The organism is Virgibacillus sp. FSP13, assembly GCF_054048505.1.
The window spans coordinates 130872-148847 of the sequence record NZ_JBSVKG010000009.1; the positions used below are offsets into that span (position 1 = coordinate 130872).

Genomic DNA, 17976 nt, shown 5'->3' on the forward strand with positions numbered 1-17976 from the left:
ACATATACCTAGAAAATAAAAGATGGATTATCTGTCTGTCTTTGATAGGAGATGCGTGGTGAATATGGTGACAAGAAAAAATGCGATTATGCTCTGGTTTTTTTGCCTTATACTATGGCCGTTGGTATTATGGCTGTCACATGAATATTATTTTTTAAATGTGGAAGGTCATCTGACAGACATAATTTTATTTGGAATTTTTATGTGTGTTGTTTCTTTGTTCCCCATAATAATCAACAACCAACCCGTATTTTTCGTGAATGGGATTAGTATTGTCGTATTTCTGTCATTCGGACTGTTTGTAGAAGTTATTCTAACGCAAATAGCAGTTTTATTAGTGTTGAAAGTAGGTAAAAAAGACCTCTATCGTATTCCATTAAATATGATTATGTTTTTGGCTGTTTCCGTGATATCCGCGGCAGTATTTTGGTTGCTCGGTGGAGATCACCTAGCATTTGACTATCGTGATAGTACAGATATCATAGCTGTATTTGGATATGCCATTTCGACTTTTATCGTTAACCAATCCATTATTAAATTGTTTCGCCGATTTTTATTTAATCATAAAATGAGGTTCTTTGATAAAGGGTTGGTATGGGAGCTTACATCTTCATTACTCGTTATACCCGTGGGGTTAGTTTTAGCTGTGCTGTATACGGAGATTGGCAGGGCAGCGATTTTTTATATGGGGACCCCTATTATTAGTATTTCCGTTATCTTAAGACTTCTTTATTCCTATCAGCAAATTAACAGGTATTTAGAGCGAACAGGGCAAATTGGTCATCAATTAACAAAACGACTAGAGATAGAAGAAGTTTACGATGTATTTATACAAGAATTAGGTAATTTAATACAGGTAGACTATGCGTATATTTATGTAACAAATAATAATGAATATTTGAAGTTAGAAAGGTTGTATGACGGCAATAAAAAAGTGAAAATAGCTACTGATTACGAACGATTAGAACGAGATGAAGCGTTTAGTGGAAAGGTTTGGTCAATAAAAAGACCAATTACATTTGGCAATGCAAAAGAATGGTCAACGATTAACAATGAAAAAATACCATTAGATATGGAAAGTGTTTTGTCATTACCTGTGGAATATGACAATGACGTGATTGGTGTCGTAACGCTTGTTTCAAAACAGAAAAAGGCATTTGAAAAATATCATTTCCGAATTTTGGACATCCTAACAAACTATTTGGGAGTGGCGATTGAAAATGCTAAAAACTATGAAGAAACCAAGTCAAAAAGTGAACGAGATAGCTTAACGGGCCTCTATAATTATCGGTATTTAGAGAATCAAATGGATCATTATTATCAAGTACTACCCATAGATCAAAGTGAAATAGCTTCTCTAATCATTTTGGATATTGATCACTTTAAAACAATAAATGACAAGTATGGTCATGAATCAGGAAATGAAATACTTTGTCAAATTGCAACTCGATTAACTGGTTTGTTTGATGAGCACGCAATAATAGCACGTTACGGAGGGGAGGAGTTTGTCGTTTTTCTTCCGGCAACTGATTTAACGCAAGCGATCCAACTTGCCGAATCATTACGTGTCAATATTGCTTCGATCCCATTTGTTCTTAGAGAGCATATTTTAGACCATAATAATAGTACTGAAGTATCAATTACATCGAGTCTCGGTGTCTCTACATATCCACTACATTGTAAATCACACAATGAGTTAATTCGTCACGCTGATCGAGCAATGTATATTGGAGCCAAGCGGAAGGGCCGGAATAAAGTAGCTGTTTATGAAGAATTGCAAACATTGTAGGCAGAAACCTATTACCCTAGTCTTTCTGTGTGTTTTGTAAATTTATGTTGAACATTTTTTAACAAAACCGACAAGACTCGCCTTACTTTTTAATAGACCTATGCTAGAGTAAAAAAAAGTAGCTAAAGTGAGGGGAGTAAATGACTGAAAAAAAGCCACCAATCATACGGATGAACGGTAAAAAGACTAAAACAAGCAGGAACGATGACATGAAGAAAAACGGTATGATTCACGATGAGCACGCCTCCACGTTGGAAGAATCAGATAAAAACGAACGAATTCCGACATTCGATAGAAACCATTCCATTGATGAAAATGATAGAAAATACGCTGCAAAAATAAAGAGGTTGCAAAACGTCAAGCCGATTATTGTCGCAGCAGTTTCTGCTGTTGTCATTGGCATTTGCTTAGGGATTATTATGTTGAATATGTTTGATGGAAAGGGTGACGGGGGTAATAGTGAAATAGGATATACAACAACTTCAAATACGGATAAAAATAAACAGAATTCAGAGCAAACTTTATCAAGTGCTACGTTAGACCCAATCCATGCTTTTGTGTTACAGGCAGGGGTTTTTTCAACCGAAGCAAACGCATCAAAATGGTCTAAAAAATACCAGAAAGCAGGGTTTCCAACTACCATTTGGCAAAGAGATGATCAATTCTTTTTATTAGCAGGTATTGCTGAAACGGAGGAACAAGCGGACTCACTAAAAGCAAATTTCGCTGATTTTGATATTTATGTGAAAGAATGGAATACGAAGGAGACGGAAAAACAGTTTACCCAATCAGGAAATGAATGGATTTTGTCATTTACGGATTTGTGGCATGAATCATTAAAAGCCATAAGTGCTCACGAAACTGTATCGGCAGAAGCATGGCAAAAGTTGCTCGATGGTTATCCTAAACAGGCAGAAAAATTGTCACCGTTCGTTGAGCAATTAAGTGATTCCTATAAAAAATTTGCGGAGACAAGTGCGGCGAATGAACAAATTTTCCTCATAGAGCAATGGCGTCAATTTGAAATGCTAGTGTTAAATTAATATAGTTACGAAAACAGGTATATTCAGAAAAATCACCAAATGATAAACTTAGTCAACCTTATCTTTGATTTGCTGACTTTTAGAACACGTACTTTTAGCAAATACCTGTTTTTGTATTTCCTGCTGTAAAACATGTTCCAAAATGCCATTTTTCCTTAGTAGATATTCCGATTTTATCGTCCTAAACTCTCATGAAATCACCATTTTACCAAGTTGTTGAAAATCCTCATAGTCGCTAATATGGGATTATTAAATATAAGGGGGAAAAATAATGACAACTTCATCGATTATGATTAAGGATGTACCGAAAGAAGATAGACCAAGAGAACGCTTATTAAAGCTTGGGGCAAGCCATCTATCCAATCAGGAATTGTTTGCGATTTTACTTGGCAGTGGAACAAGAGAAGAGTCTGTGATGGCACTGTCACAGCGGTTATTGATGCATTTTGAAGGATTGAATTTATTGAAGGATGCAACGATAGAAGAACTAACTGCCATTAAAGGTATTGGTACAGCCAAGGGTGTTTTGCTTCTTTCTGCAATTGAAATAGGAAAAAGATTGAATCAATATAAGCCGAGCGATAGGTATGTCATCCGTTCACCAGAAGATGGAGCAGATTACATTATGGAAGAAATGCGTGGGTTAAAACAGGAACATTTTGTTGTTCTTTTCCTTAACACGAAGAATCAGATTATCCATAGGCAGACCATTTTCATTGGCAGCCTTAATGCCTCTATTGTACACCCCAGAGAAGTGTATCGGGAAGCGGTCAAACGTTCAGCAGCTTCCATAATTTGTGCACATAACCATCCTTCCGGAGACCCCAGTCCTTCCCAAGAAGATATTCATGTAACAAGACGATTGGTTGAATCAGGGAAAATGATCGGGATTGAGCTTTTAGACCATATTGTTATTGGAGATCGAAAATTTGTATCATTAAAAGAAAAAGGTTATTTGTAGGTGAATTCCTATAAGAGAATGTTCAAAAAGTCCGGTAAAAATGACACATCGTTAAGGGGAACTTCAACTAAGTACCGACACGTCCAGTGTAGAACGTTGAAGTCACCACGTCCTGTGGAAGATCGTTGGCTTGCTTTTCCGTTCCTTGGAAAAGAAAATCACTTTTCCTTCGTGTGAAGCGAACTCAAAGAAGCTTTCCTTGGTGCTCATGTATTAATATTGCATACATTTCGCTACTCAAAGCTACGCTGCCTCGAACTTTCGACGCACAGAACGTGCTAGTGTCGGCGTTGCAACAGGACGTTGTGATCTTAGCCAACGCGGTCCTTTTTATCCTCCTCTTTGAACACTCACTACTATAACACTATCTATTTTTTATTTTTTTTCGTATAATATGATAGACACTAGGCAAATAGGCGCCATTTTTCAATCTGGTTGTTGAAATTGGCGCTTATTATGATTAAAAAAATGTACTAAACATGATTATTACGTGTTAAAATAAAGGTTAGTCTACATTGCAAAACGCTAAATTAATCGCTATAGTTGAAGCTACATACAACTAATGATTGCTTGTTTGGAAAGGGAGATTTTTTTGGGACGATTCAGTTTTTCACAAGATTTAGGAATAGATTTGGGAACAGCAAACACGCTTGTTTTTGTGAAAGGTAAAGGTGTTGTTTTAAGAGAACCATCAGTTGTAGCAAAAAACATTGAAACAGGTGATATAGAAGCGGTGGGAAGTTCAGCACGTAATATGATCGGCAGAACACCTGGAAATATTTCTGTGATCCGCCCGATGAAGGACGGGGTGATTGCCGATTATGATATAACAGCTGTTATGATGAAATATTATATAAAAAAAGCAATGCGAAATCGCTCTATGTTTGCTAAAAAGCCAAACGTGATGATTTGCGTACCATCAGGTATTACAATGGTTGAAGAACGAGCTGTCATTGATGCTACAAAACAAGCAGGTGCAAAAGATGCCTTTCCAATTGCCGAACCATTTGCTGCAGCAATTGGTTCGGGATTACCTGTCTGGGAGCCTACTGGCAGTATGATTGTCGACATTGGCGGTGGCACGACCGAGGTTGCTGTTATTTCGTTGGGTGGGATTGTCACAAGCCAATCTATTCGTACCGCTGGTGATAATATGGATGAATCCATTATTCAATATATCCGAAAAACGTATAATTTAATGATTGGTGAGCGATCTGCTGAGTCCATAAAAATGGACGTAGGAACAGCTGGTGAGGTCCAAGAAAACGAAGAAATGGATATTCGCGGACGAGACATGTTAACCGGTTTGCCAAAGACAATCACCATTACAGCTCAAGAAATTGCTGGTTCATTAGCCGATACGGTCGAAGAAATTGTAAATGCTGTTAAAAGCACACTGGAAAAAACACCGCCAGAACTCGCTGCTGATATTATGGATCGTGGTATTGTCCTTACTGGCGGAGGATCATTGTTACGGAATTTAGATCAAGTCATAAGTGATGAGACAAAAATGCCTGTATTTGTAACGGAAGATGCTCTTGATAGTGTAGCAATTGGTACGGGTAAATCATTAGAATACATTCAACATTTCCGCAGCCATCCGAATGTGTCATCTCGTCCTACTATTGAATAGGTTGTGTTTTTATGCCGTCTTTTCGAAAAAAACGATTATTTATTATCTTGATTGGCATCATTATTCTTGTTGCTTTAATCGGTTATTCACTTCGGGATAGAGAGAATTTATCTACACCTGAACAATTTATTAAAGACTCCGTTGGATGGGCGCAGAGTGTTATACACACACCGGTTAAAGTTTTAACGAACATATTTACGAATATTGATGATCTCAAGGATACGTATAAGGAAAATCAGTTGTTAAAAGAAAAATTATCACAATATAAAGGACTTATTTATGAGGTTCAAGAAATTAAAGAGGAAAATGAAGAACTACGAAAAACATTAGATAAGACAGAATCTATTCGAGATTTCGATCCTATTCAAGCGACTGTTATGTCACGAACACCTGAACGTTGGGTTGATCAAGTAACGATTAATAAAGGGATACAAGATGGTGTTGAAACAAACATGGCTGTTATTACTGCAGATGGGATGGTTGGAAAAATACAGACAGCATCACAGTTCACTTCAACGGTTCAATTACTTACTGGTTTCGATCAATTCAATCGTATATCCGCAACAATTTCCCGTGAGAAGGGGAAAGACATATTTGGCTTAATTGAAGAATTCGATGAAGAGAGTAATTCACTACTGTTTAAGATCATTGAAGAGTCAGATAAAGATTTGAAAAAAGGTGAATTAGTCGTTTCATCTGGAATGGGCGGTGTTTTTCCAGCTGGTTTACTGATTGGGAAAGTAAAAGAAGTTGTACCAGATCAATATGGATTGACCCGTACTGCTCTTGTGAAACCGGCAGCCAATATGTATGAAATTAATCATGTGATTGTTGTTGATCGTAACCTGACCGACAATGAGGATAAAAGTGATCAGGAGGATAAAGAGTAATGAAACGATTATTTATACCACTGATTCTTTTCTTAGTTGTCATTTTGGAAGGTGTCGCACTGGAATTATTGCCAACCCGTCTTGTAACAGGTGATTTTTTAATTATTCCTCACTGGGCACTTGTGTTTTTAGTTTACGTTTCAATATTCTATGATAAAGAAAATACGTATTCCTCCGTGTTTTATGGGATACTGTTTGGTTTGTTAATTGATATTGTATATACCGGCGTTCTTGGTGTGTACATGTTTACATACGCTTTTGTCATTTACATCGTTCAAGGATTAAAAAAATTGTTGCATGCAAATATTTATGTAACGATGTTGCTGGGGATTTTTGGTATAATGTTGGCTGATTTTACAATTTATATTATTTTCTCTGTGATTGGTATTACCGAAATAGCCTGGCAACATTATATAATATATCGACTTCTGCCAACCCTTTTAGCAAATTTGGTGTTTTTACTAGTTTTATATCCATTGGTAAGGAGACCTCTTATAAAATGGAAAGAAACGCAGTTACATGGTTGATTTTGTCGATGAAAAATGAATAATAATAGTAATTTATTTTAAGGTACAGCAATTAATGAGGTGAGCATATCGTGCGTGAGAAGAAGCAATTGATAACAATAAAAGGAACAAGAGATGGACTTACACTGTTTATCGACGATTCGTGCTCATTTGAAGATGCGTTCATCGAATTGAACGAAAAACTTATCGAAAATCATTCCAGCAAAGAAGAGCCAATGGTATCAGTGATCGTAAAATTGGGTAATCGTTATTTGGACAGGGAGCAAACAGAGCGATTACAATCGTTAATTAGCAAGGATAGTCATTTCTTTGTTCAGTCTATTGAATCAAACGTGATCCCAAAAGAAGAAGCCTTGATGTTAAAGGAAGAAAGTGAAGTTAAAGCAATTAATAGAATAATAAGGTCTGGACAAGTCCTGGAAGTGAAAGGTGATTTACTATTAATTGGTGACGTCAATCCAAGCGGAAAAGTAGTTTCAACAGGTAATATATATGTTATGGGGAACTTACGAGGTATTGCACATGCAGGATCGGACGGCGATCGAAATGCAATCATAGCTGCGTCTTATATGAAGCCCAGCCAACTCCGGATAGCTGATTATATCAGTCGCGCTCCAGATTATGAATCTGATGGTTTGTATATGGAATGTGGTCTCATTGATGAAGAAAAAGATAAAATTATTATTGACCGATTGCAGGTTCTTTCACATAAGCGGAAAGATTTAAGTAGGTTTGAAAGGAGAATGCTAAATGGGTGAGGCAATCGTAATTACTTCCGGAAAAGGCGGGGTTGGGAAAACAACAACAACCGCAAACATTGGTACAGCTCTAGCTTTAATGGAAAAAAAAGTTTGTTTAATTGATACTGACATTGGTTTGCGCAACCTTGATGTTGTAATGGGGTTAGAAAACCGGATTATATACGATATTGTTGATGTCATTGAAGAACGCTGTAAATTAAAACAAGCATTGATAAAAGATAAACGCTTTGAATATTTATCTTTATTACCGGCTTCACAGACTAGCGATAAGTCTATTGGGACAATGGAAAATATGAAAAAGATTATTGCTGAGCTAAAACAAGATTATGATTATATTATTATTGATTGTCCGGCAGGGATTGAACAAGGATTTCAAAATGCTATAGCGGGAGCTGATAAAGCAATTGTTGTCACCACCCCTGAAAAGTCAAGTGTAAGAGATGCGGATCGAATTATTGGTTTATTAGAAAAAGAAGAAATGGAAGCACCAAGTTTGATCATTAATCGCATTCGAAATCATATGATGAAAAATGGAGATATGCTAGATATTGATGAAATTATCCAAGTTTTATCGATAGATTTAATTGGAATCGTTATCGATGATGATGAGGTAATCAAAGCCGCTAATAAAGGTGAGCCGGTCGCCTTTCATCCGAATTCAAAGGCTTCGATCAGCTATCGAAATATTGCAAGAAGGATTTTGGGGGAGACCGTTCCATTACAATCCCTTGAAGATGAAAAAGGAATATTTCAAAAGGTTAAGAAATTCTTTGGCTTACGTTCGTAATGATTAATAATATTAAAAAGCAATGAATTGATTAAAATCAACATTGCTTTTTTATTTTCAACATAACTTGTCTATCTTGCACATACACTTGTAAAAAAGTCTGATGAAGGAATGTGAGGATATGAATAAAGGTGTAAAACAAGTTCGTAAATCAATTGCGCAACGGAAAAATTTACGCTCCTTAAACTCCGAGAAAGAAACAAGAAAGAAACTGACACCTGCCTTCCCCCAAGAGGAAGAAAAGCATGGTTATTATCCGATTTTTCCTGACAATCCACAAAAACAACAACGTCCAGTGAAACAGCAGAATCGGTTGGTTTCAAGTATTGTGTTGAAAGGGGTTTTGTCGGTTATCATGTTTTTTGGTGTGGCGTTTTTATACCAAACCGATGCCACCTTTTTAAGTAAGCCAATGACCTGGACAAGCAATGCATTAACAAAGGAATTTCCATTTGCTCGGGTGAATCAATGGTATCAGGAAACATTTGGCTCACCCATGGCATTAGCGCCAAAGGAAAAGCAGAAAGTAAGTAATAAGCAGGCATTGGCACTTCCAGTTAACGGAAAGGTGTCTGAGTCTTTTCAAGCAAATGGTTCAGGTATTATGATTTCACCACAAGATAAAGCTGACGTTGTTTCATTGGATAAAGGTGTCGTTATTTTTGCCGGAAATGATCGTGAGACGGATAAAACAGTGGTTGTACAGCATGCGGATGGAAGTAAATCGACTTATGGCTATTTAGATTCTATTGACGTTCATTTATATCAATCGGTTGCTTATAATCAACGAATTGGGGAATTTGTACCAAATGAAACGAATAAAACAGTATTTTTTGCTATTGAGAAAGACAATAAATATGTCGATCCTGTGCAGGTAATTAAAGTCGATGATGTTCCGTAAATATGTTCCTCCTGTCCATATTCATCCTATTCTCCTGTTGTTTATAGCGATCTCTCTACTGACAGGTACCTTTGTGGAACTGTTTATTATCCTAGCTATTGTATTTATTCATGAACTAGGACATTATACGATGGCAATTATCTTTAAATGGCGTATTAGAAGTATCATGTTATGGGTTTTTGGGGGCGTAATGGATACAGATGAACATGGAAATAGGCCAATCCATGAAGAAATGCTTGTTACGATAGCGGGTCCATTGCAACATCTTTTTATTTATGGCATCATATTTTTTATTTCGGGTGGTGAGCTTGTTCCACCATCGTTAATTGAATTAATGTTTCATTATAATACACTCATTCTCTTGTTTAATTTAGTACCAATATGGCCGTTAGATGGCGGAAAGTTTTTATTTTTATTGCTTTCTTCTTTTATACCATATCGTCGGGCATATCATTCTGTTATCATTATTTCGTTGCTTGCTTGTATTAGCATTTTATTGCTTCAATTATTTATTTTTCCATTTACATTAAGCTCCTTTTTAATCATACTTTTTCTGCTAAAGGAAAACAGAATGGAATGGAAAGAGCGGTATTATGTATTTATCCGATTTTTATTAAAACGTTACCAAGGTGATCCAACTGTGAAAGGTGTTCGATCCATTGTAGTCCCACATCAAAGTTCTTTACTGGAAGTGTTTGCGCAATTTCATCGGGAAAAGAGGCACTCTATTTATATTCAATTTCCGGAAAGTGAACGAAAATCCATTGAGGAAAATGATTGTTTACAGCAGTTTTTTTACGAAAGACAGTATAACAAGACAATTGGTGAACTTGTTCAATACTAGAAAGCGATAACGTTTGAGTGCTTGACAATTGTTCATTAATCATGCTATCATCAATACGTTATTCATCGTAGCACCACATGCTACAACCGCGCAGAATAGGTTGCTAAACTCTTTCTTGAAAGGGTACCTAAATGGCGAGTCTGAGTTCACTAAGGAGGTGCAAGTTATGTACGCAATTATTGAAACTGGTGGTAAACAAATTAAAGTTTCAGAAGGTCAGGAAATTTACGTTGAAAAAGTTATTGCAGATGCAAATGAATCTGTAACTTTTGATAAAGTACTTTTCGTTGGCGGCGAAGATGTAAAAGTCGGTGCTCCATTTGTTGATGGTGCAACGGTAACTGCTAAAGTTGAAAAACATGGTCGTCAAAAAAAGGTAACTGTATTCAAATATAAACCTAAGAAAAACTACCATCGTAAACAAGGTCATCGTCAACCGTATACGAAATTAGTAGTTGAAAAAATCAATGCATAAAGGTTTTTGTCTATGATTCATGTAACTGTTTATCGTTCAAATAATCAAATAACAGCATTTGAACTTTCTGGACATGCTGATAGTGGTCCTTATGGTTATGATTTAGTGTGTGCAGGTGTGTCTGCTGTATCATTTGGTGCAGTTAACGCAGTTCTTGAATTATGTGAAATCGACCTTGATATTGAGCAGGGGAATGAAGGTGGTTACCTTCGTGTTGCACTTCCTGACACGCTGGATAACACGTTAAAGGAAAAAGCACAGCTCTTGTTTGAAGGCATGATTATTTCATTAGAAACAATTGCGAGTGAGTATAATCAGTTTATTTCGATACAAAGTAAATAAGGAGGTGCAGCTCAATGTTACGTCTAGATTTACAGTTTTTCTCACAGAAAAAAGGTGTTGGTAGTACTAAGAACGGTCGTGATTCTGAATCAAAACGTCTTGGTGCGAAACGCGCAGATGGTCAGTTTGTAACTGGTGGATCTATTTTATTCCGTCAACGCGGAACAAAGATTTACCCAGGTGAAAACGTAGGCCGTGGTGGGGATGATACTCTTTTTGCTAAGACGGATGGTGTTGTTAAATTTGAACGCTATGGTCGTGATCGTAAAAAAGTAAGTGTTTATCCAATAGCTCAAGAAGCGTAAAAGCTTATAAAAAAGCTCCAGCCAATTGATTGGTTGGAGCTTTTTTATATCTTTAATACGTGAAGGCATGACGTTTTTTTTCGTTTCTGCTATACTCTTGTTATTAGTGGGGGGATTTCTGTTGGATGAGAAAGCAATGGTAGATTTACTACGGTTATACAGGCATGATCTAATGAATGATTTGCAGATTGTTCAAGGATATGCTTCAATGGGGAAAATTGATCGCGTTCAAACAAAAATAACGGAAAGTATGAATCGGTTTCATGAAGAAAGAAAGTTAATGAGTTTGGACGCTGCCAAATTTGCTTTATGGCTAATTCAATTTAATTCCATACATGCGAATATTCGATTATCATATTATATAAACGTTGAAGATAAAAAATTACAGGGTATTGATGAAACATTGTTAAATCAATGTCAATTGGCGATTGAGTTGCTGGAGCAGTTGCTTGATGATGAGGAATTATATGACGGCAAAATGGTGTTGGATCATACCTCGTCTGCAATTGAGGTAAACTTATCGTTAACTGGAAACTTTCAAGCACATACTATTTTAGAGCTGAATGAAAAATACATGGATAAAATGAATTTCTGTAAAGCGGAAAATGGAGTGACGTGTCATGTTTCCATACCGTTTTACTAAATGAGGTGAGCAGTAATGTTTGTAGATCAGGTTAGTGTATACATAAAAGCTGGTGACGGTGGTAATGGTCTTGTTGCTTATCGTCGAGAGAAATACGTGCCAAAAGGCGGACCTGCTGGCGGCGATGGTGGAAATGGCGGCGATGTGATTTTTGAAGTAGACGAAGGTTTGAATACATTAATGGACTTTCGATATAATCGCCATTTTAAAGCAAAACGCGGAGAAAATGGGATGAGTAAAAATCAGCATGGTAAAAATTCTACACCATTAGTTGTACCAGTTCCTCCTGGTACAACTGTTGTAGATGAAGAAACGAATGAAATTATTGCTGATTTAACACATCATAAACAGCAGGCAGTTATCGCACATGGTGGCAGAGGTGGACGTGGAAATTCTCGTTTTGCCACACCAAGAAATCCAGCACCCGAGTTTGCCGAAAATGGTGAACCAGGACAAGAACGCAATATTAAAGTAGAATTAAAACTAATTGCAGATGTTGGGCTTGTCGGCTTTCCTAGTGTTGGAAAATCTACATTTATTTCGGTTGTGAGTGCCGCCAAACCGAAAATAGCTGATTACCATTTTACGACATTAACACCTAATTTAGGCGTGGTTGATACAAGTGACCACCGGAGTTTTGTGATGGCTGACTTGCCTGGTTTGATTGAGGGAGCCCATTCTGGCGTTGGTTTAGGACATCAATTTTTACGACATGTCGAACGAACAAGAGTAATTGTCCATGTTATTGATATGGCTGGGACAGAAGGGCGTGACCCATATGCTGATTTTGTGAAGATTAATCAAGAATTAAAAGAATATGATAGCAAGCTCATGGATCGTCCGCAAATTATTGCAGCAAATAAAATGGACATGCCGGGTGCAGAGGAAAATATAACGGTTTTTAAAGAAAAGCTTACGGAAGATTATCCGGTTTATCCAATATCATCTCTTACAAAAGAGGGGCTTAGAGATATTTTATTTGCGATTGCAGATACACTAGAAAGGATACCAAAAGTTGCTCCTAAGGTTGAAGAGACGGAAGAAGAAGTTGTTTATCGCTATCAACGACCACAAGCCTCCTTTGACATATCCCGTGATGATGATGGCGCATTTGTACTATCAGGGGTAAGAATTGAAAAGCTATTTAAAATGACTGATTTTAATCGGGATGAAGCTGTACAGCGTTTTGCTCGTCAACTGAGAGGAATGGGTGTCGATGAAGCGTTACGAAAACGTGGGGCGAAAGATGGTGACACCATAAGATTATTGGATTATGAGTTTGAGTTCATTGAGTAATTTGATGTTTATGATAGGAAGATAAGGGGGAAGGTTTGCTTGACGTTAAGAATAGGGTATTTAGGACCTAAAGGAACATTTACCAAGCTAGCTGTTGATGCAGCATTTAATGGAGAAATGAAACAGAGCTTTGAAACGATACCAGAATGCATCGATGCGGTTGATGCTAATCAAATAGATATTGGAGTTGTGCCGCTTGAGAATGCGATCGAGGGGACAGTGCAATTAACCGTTGATTATCTTGTTCACCAAGTACGCTTGCCAATTGTTGCTGAAATTGTTGTTCCAATTCAGCAGCATTTGCTTGTTCGACCAGATTTTTCTGGGGAAGAAATATCTGAACTTAAAGAGATTCACTCACATAGCCATGCTATTGCACAATGTCATCAATACATTCATCAATACATACCAAATGCGATGATTCGTTTTACCTCTTCAACAGGAAGAGCGGCTGAAATCGTCAGCACCAGCAACGAATCCATAGCCGCCATTGGCAATAAGCTTGCGGCCAAGGAATATGGTTTATCGATCTACCAAGAAGACATCCATGATTATCCAAATAACCATACACGTTTTGCTGTTTTAGCAAAAGATGAAGAAATTGTTAGGGTGAAACATGAAGTTGATGCGGAGAAGACTAGCCTTTTAATTACATTACCTAGTGATTATGCAGGTGCACTGCATCAAGTCCTTGCAGCATTCGCTTGGCGAAAAATGAACCTATCAAAAATCGAATCCCGACCAATGAAAACTGGATTGGGCAATTATTTCTTTATTGTGGATGTTAACCAGCCATATGATGGTGTCTTATTCCCAGGTGTTAAAGCTGAATTAGAGGCATTGGGATGCAAGGTAACGATTTTGGGTACATATCCGGTTTATCAACTGAATATATAATTGGGAAGCGAAATAAAAACCGTCTATTTTAAACTGGAATAGATGGTTTTTTGGTTGTGTAAGAATTTAGTTTTCAACTTTTCTTAAGTTGGTGCATATGTTGATAATGAGTGATTAGCCCAATTGTAACTTGAAATGAAGGGAGTTTGGTTTAACTTGAAAATTCACGTCGTTCAAAAAGGCGATACATTGTGGGAATTAGCAAAAAAATATGGTGTTGATTTTGAAGAATTAAAACAACTCAACTCACAATTATCAAGCCCGGATATGATTATGCCAGGTATGAAAATAAAAATACCTAGTTCAACAAAAACCGTACAGAAGGAAAGCATGAAAATGAAAGAGACACAACAACCGCAAGTCAACCAGCCATACAAGGACATATCGCCTAAACCAGTACCAGTAATTAAGGAGGATGAAAAGGAAAAGCCAAAACAAATGCAACCGCATATGCCAAAGGAGCAACAAATGCCAATGCAACCACAAATACCAAAGCAACCGGAAATGCCACAGAAACCAGAAATGCCGATGCAACCGCACACACCAACACAGCCGATGCAGCCAATGATTCAAATGCCGATAATGGAACAAGAACTACAAAATTACACGACGATTAATATGCCACAGATGCCATATTATCCGGAGGCAAAAGAAGAGCCAGTAAAACAAGAAAAACCAAAGCCGATGCCACAACCACAACCACAACCGTTACCACAACCAATGCAAATGGTTCCAATGTGTTGTCATGTGATTCATCCGTGTGGTCCACCAATGCCACATGACTTTTTTCCGGTAATGGGTACATTTGCTGGCGGACATATGCAACCTAACGCTGCGATGCATCATGGTGACAATTTTCATCCATATCATCATTATGAAAATAAGATGGAATCGCCAACAATGGAAATACCAACAATGAAAATGCCAACATTAGGAATGTCAACAATGGAAATGCCACCAAAATCAACACAAGCAGGGGATCAAGATTGTGGGTGTCATGGTAAGGAGCCAATACCGCCGTATCAGATGGGGTATCACCAGAACCAACCCCCAATGTATGGTGGCGGTTTTCCAAGCGGATATCAGCATTATCCAGCATTTAACCCACAACAGACACAACCAGAACATCTAACCAATAAACAAACATATCCTCCGCAGTTTATGCCCCCGACAAATAAAAATCCGTACCCGACACCACCAGGATATCCACCATTTTCTGAATTTGATTTTCGTTCAGAAGAGGATGACTCGGAAAGTGAATAATTTTAAGCGAAGAGACGACATGCAAGTTGATCGTCTCTCTTCTTTTTTATATCAAAAAGGGAAATTAGAATGTGCAAAAATTATCCCTATTAAAGCTAATGTTTTCCATGTAACGACAAGCCAGGGAATAGAGCAAATTGTAAAAAAGCATCATAGCCTTCAAGTTGTTGAACAACAATGGAATTTGTTTGAAGAAATTAACCTATCAACTGTTAACGCTTATGAAAGGTTTCCAAATGGGAAAAAATATATCAAACATAATCAACATATTTGGACACTTGCTCCATTTATTCAAGGAAGGAAACTAAATTATGCTATGGAGGCTGACCGAAAATCTTGTTTGAACACACTGCGACAATTTCATGAACATGCTCGGTCAATTACAGTTCCCAATCCTGTCAAACGGCAACTTTTTTATGTTCGTTGGGCCAACCGATTAGCATCTTTTAAAAAAACAGCACATTTTTTTGCGAAAAATGGTTTTGAAACATTATTTAAGGATATCGTACAAACGTCTGAGGTATATTTACGATATGTACACCAACTTCCTTGGAAATCATTGGAACAGAACGTTGCAAGGTATTCCGAATGGATTCACGGTGACGTCGCTGGACACAATTTTATTCGTAACAAAGAAGTGCATATGATTGATTTTGATTTACTTGCGAGCTCACCAATGCTTCATGATTACATTCAATTAGGACAGCGTTTTTTACCATACTTGGATTGGAATTTCGACAAATTACTCGACTATGGAATGGTAAAAGACAATCAATTGAAATTATGGATTAGCGCTATGGTTGTACCTGCTGATGCAATGCGGGAATGGCTGCATTTTCTTAACAGTAAAAGTTCTACTTCTGTTTACAATTATTTGGCCGGAATGGAGAAGGACTGGATAAAGCGACAATCTTTTTTGAAAAAAGCACAATCAATGCTAAAATCGATTTAGATAGGTATCAGAGAAGGAGCGATTGCAATGAAAGAAACAGTAGATAAAATTGTACAGTGGTTACAACAACAGGTGCAGGAAACGGGTGTAAATGGTCTTTTGGTTGGAGTAAGCGGAGGACTAGATTCGGCAGTCGTGGCTCACTTAATCAAGCGGGCTGCACCTGATCATTCATTGGGTGTTATTATGCCTTGCAAAAGTAATCCGACTGATATAAATCACGCCCAGGATGTTACAGAAAGCTGTGAGATAAATACAGTAACAGTTGACTTAACAGAAACACATCAAGTACTTTATAACGGGATTCAACAACAAGTAAGGCAAAAAGGAGAATGGCAAGAAGCAAATGATCAATTGGCTGATGCAAATCTTCGGGCCCGATTACGCATGAGTACGTTATATACCCTTGCAACGAACTATAATTATTTAGTTGTTGGTACAGATAATGCTGCTGAGTGGTATACTGGTTATTTTACAAAATATGGTGATGGCGGTGTTGATATTCTTCCCATTGTCGAATTTACGAAACAGGAAGTTCGCGAAATGGCAAGTTATCTAGGTGTTCCAGAACAAATTATCGATAAAAAACCAAGTGCTGATTTATGGGAAGGGCAAACAGACGAAGCTGAAATGGGTACAACGTATGATACTATTGATGCCTACTTACGGGGTGAGGAAATTCCAGAAACAGATAAAGAAACAATCGAACAATTGCATAAACGTACCGAGCATAAACGAAATGGAGCAAAACATTTTGTCATAAAGGGATAAATTAACTGTTTAAAAACACCTCTTTTATACAACCTATTGGATAGGGAGGTGTTTTTTTATGAATAAATTAATTGTTACTTTGCTTTTTACAGCCACTATTATGGTCGGATGTACCAATTCAAATGAAGATGCTCAAAGCGATAACCTAAATACGCAATCCGTGAATTATGAAACGGACAACGAACAGGAAAATCGGTTAGGGGAACGGGGTGAAAAAGGTGGGTACCCACAGAGCGATCAAAGTGATACAAATGCAGCAAAAGGGAACCGCAACTACTCCGATATTTTTGTTAATGAAGAGTCGGATAAAATCTATAATCAGCTCATTAAACGGAAGGAAATAAAACAGGCACAAGTTGCTTCGATGGATGATAAAGTTGTTGTCGCGGTGATGTTAAATGATCATACCGACCATAACATTCGGGATATGATTGAACAAGAAACACAAAAAATCGTACCAAATAAACAGATTGTTGTGTACACAGATGATATTCATTGGGATCGGGTAAATAATTTAAAAGCTCGTTTAGGACCTAAAAATGCAGCAGAAAATGTAAAGGATGAAATTAAAGATTTATTTAACATGGATGATTAACCTTTGCTTGACGGCAGAGGTTTTTTCAATTGATTAGTATAAAATTTGAGGCGCTATTATGCTTACAGCAGAGTAGGCCATGTCCAGCTCCAGCGCCCAGCAACTAGCAAATCTTTTTGGTGGGACGAGCATTTAGCGCAGTCCCAAACTTCACACTCCTCCACTACGATAAGTCAACATCGGCTCGTACCTCGCCGTGTTTCCTTTATCTCATTGCGAGTCTTTTTGGTGGGGCGAACGGAGTGCAGTCCCAGAGTCCTCCAGTTTGTACGTTGCTAAACGGGCGCTTGCGCTTTTCTTA

The 17976-nt window shown here is 37.5% G+C and carries 20 protein-coding genes and 1 other annotated feature; all 20 genes read left to right on the forward strand.

Annotated features, from left to right (window positions below):
- Positions 1-64: 64 nt before the first annotated feature.
- The 20 genes from ACW2QC_RS10365 to ACW2QC_RS10460 all read left to right on the forward strand — a co-directional run bounded on the left by ACW2QC_RS10365 (position 65) and on the right by ACW2QC_RS10460 (position 17675).
- Positions 65-1789, forward strand: coding sequence for a diguanylate cyclase (locus ACW2QC_RS10365; RefSeq protein ID WP_457543915.1), 1725 nt, complete (start codon positions 65-67; stop codon positions 1787-1789).
- 140 nt (positions 1790-1929) lie between these two features.
- On the forward strand, positions 1930-2832 hold the full coding sequence (locus ACW2QC_RS10370; protein ID WP_457543893.1) for an SPOR domain-containing protein: 903 nt from the start codon (positions 1930-1932) through the stop codon (positions 2830-2832).
- 271 nt (positions 2833-3103) lie between these two features.
- Positions 3104-3793: a RadC family protein gene (gene radC, locus ACW2QC_RS10375; RefSeq protein ID WP_457543894.1), complete on the forward strand. Its 690-nt coding sequence runs from the start codon at positions 3104-3106 to the stop codon at positions 3791-3793.
- Positions 3794-4385: 592 nt separating this feature from the next.
- A complete protein-coding gene (locus ACW2QC_RS10380) occupies positions 4386-5426 on the forward strand; it encodes a rod shape-determining protein (RefSeq protein ID WP_457543895.1) in 1041 nt (346 codons plus the stop codon).
- Positions 5427-5437: 11 nt separating this feature from the next.
- The gene (gene mreC / locus ACW2QC_RS10385) at positions 5438-6316 is read left to right on the forward strand and encodes a rod shape-determining protein MreC (protein WP_457543896.1); all 879 of its coding nucleotides are present in this window, start codon (positions 5438-5440) and stop codon (positions 6314-6316) included.
- Entirely contained in the window at positions 6316-6843 is a 528-nt protein-coding gene (gene mreD, locus ACW2QC_RS10390; protein ID WP_457543897.1) for a rod shape-determining protein MreD, read from the forward strand. Before mreC ends, mreD begins: the two co-directional genes overlap by 1 nt.
- A 71-nt stretch (positions 6844-6914) precedes the next feature.
- Entirely contained in the window at positions 6915-7601 is a 687-nt protein-coding gene (gene minC / locus ACW2QC_RS10395; protein WP_457543898.1) for a septum site-determining protein MinC, read from the forward strand.
- Positions 7594-8391 carry a septum site-determining protein MinD gene (minD, locus tag ACW2QC_RS10400; protein WP_457543899.1) on the forward strand — a complete coding sequence of 266 codons (798 nt, stop codon included), beginning with the start codon at positions 7594-7596 and terminating at the stop codon, positions 8389-8391. The genes minC and minD overlap by 8 nt, the downstream gene beginning before the upstream one ends.
- Before the next feature lie 121 nt (positions 8392-8512).
- Entirely contained in the window at positions 8513-9292 is a 780-nt protein-coding gene (locus tag ACW2QC_RS10405) for a peptidoglycan DD-metalloendopeptidase family protein (protein WP_457543900.1), read from the forward strand.
- Entirely contained in the window at positions 9279-10136 is an 858-nt protein-coding gene (locus ACW2QC_RS10410; protein WP_457543901.1) for a M50 family metallopeptidase, read from the forward strand. The genes ACW2QC_RS10405 and ACW2QC_RS10410 overlap by 14 nt, the downstream gene beginning before the upstream one ends.
- A 74-nt stretch (positions 10137-10210) precedes the next feature.
- Positions 10211-10288, forward strand: a sequence feature (ribosomal protein L21 leader region).
- 14 nt (positions 10289-10302) lie between these two features.
- Positions 10303-10611 carry a 50S ribosomal protein L21 gene (gene rplU, locus ACW2QC_RS10415; RefSeq protein ID WP_457543902.1) on the forward strand — a complete coding sequence of 103 codons (309 nt, stop codon included), beginning with the start codon at positions 10303-10305 and terminating at the stop codon, positions 10609-10611.
- A gap of 12 nt (positions 10612-10623) precedes the next feature.
- The gene (locus ACW2QC_RS10420; RefSeq protein WP_457543903.1) at positions 10624-10953 is read left to right on the forward strand and encodes a ribosomal-processing cysteine protease Prp; all 330 of its coding nucleotides are present in this window, start codon (positions 10624-10626) and stop codon (positions 10951-10953) included.
- 14 nt (positions 10954-10967) lie between these two features.
- Entirely contained in the window at positions 10968-11258 is a 291-nt protein-coding gene (gene rpmA / locus ACW2QC_RS10425) for a 50S ribosomal protein L27 (RefSeq protein ID WP_457543904.1), read from the forward strand.
- A gap of 121 nt (positions 11259-11379) precedes the next feature.
- On the forward strand, positions 11380-11901 hold the full coding sequence (locus tag ACW2QC_RS10430) for a Spo0B domain-containing protein (RefSeq protein WP_457543905.1): 522 nt from the start codon (positions 11380-11382) through the stop codon (positions 11899-11901).
- A 15-nt stretch (positions 11902-11916) separates the two neighbouring features.
- Positions 11917-13197, forward strand: coding sequence for a GTPase ObgE (obgE, locus tag ACW2QC_RS10435; protein WP_457543906.1), 1281 nt, complete (start codon positions 11917-11919; stop codon positions 13195-13197).
- Between the two features lie 39 nt (positions 13198-13236).
- Positions 13237-14094: a prephenate dehydratase gene (gene pheA, locus ACW2QC_RS10440; RefSeq protein WP_457543907.1), complete on the forward strand. Its 858-nt coding sequence runs from the start codon at positions 13237-13239 to the stop codon at positions 14092-14094.
- Between the two features lie 156 nt (positions 14095-14250).
- On the forward strand, positions 14251-15357 hold the full coding sequence (gene safA, locus ACW2QC_RS10445) for a SafA/ExsA family spore coat assembly protein (RefSeq protein WP_457543908.1): 1107 nt from the start codon (positions 14251-14253) through the stop codon (positions 15355-15357).
- Complete coding sequence (locus tag ACW2QC_RS10450) at positions 15350-16309, forward strand: hypothetical protein (protein WP_457543909.1); 960 nt, start codon at positions 15350-15352, stop codon at positions 16307-16309. The genes safA and ACW2QC_RS10450 overlap by 8 nt, the downstream gene beginning before the upstream one ends.
- 27 nt (positions 16310-16336) lie before the next feature.
- Entirely contained in the window at positions 16337-17080 is a 744-nt protein-coding gene (gene nadE, locus ACW2QC_RS10455; RefSeq protein WP_457543910.1) for an NAD(+) synthase, read from the forward strand.
- Between the two features lie 58 nt (positions 17081-17138).
- Positions 17139-17675, forward strand: coding sequence for a YhcN/YlaJ family sporulation lipoprotein (locus tag ACW2QC_RS10460; protein WP_457543911.1), 537 nt, complete (start codon positions 17139-17141; stop codon positions 17673-17675).
- The last annotated feature ends 301 nt before the right edge of the window (positions 17676-17976 follow it).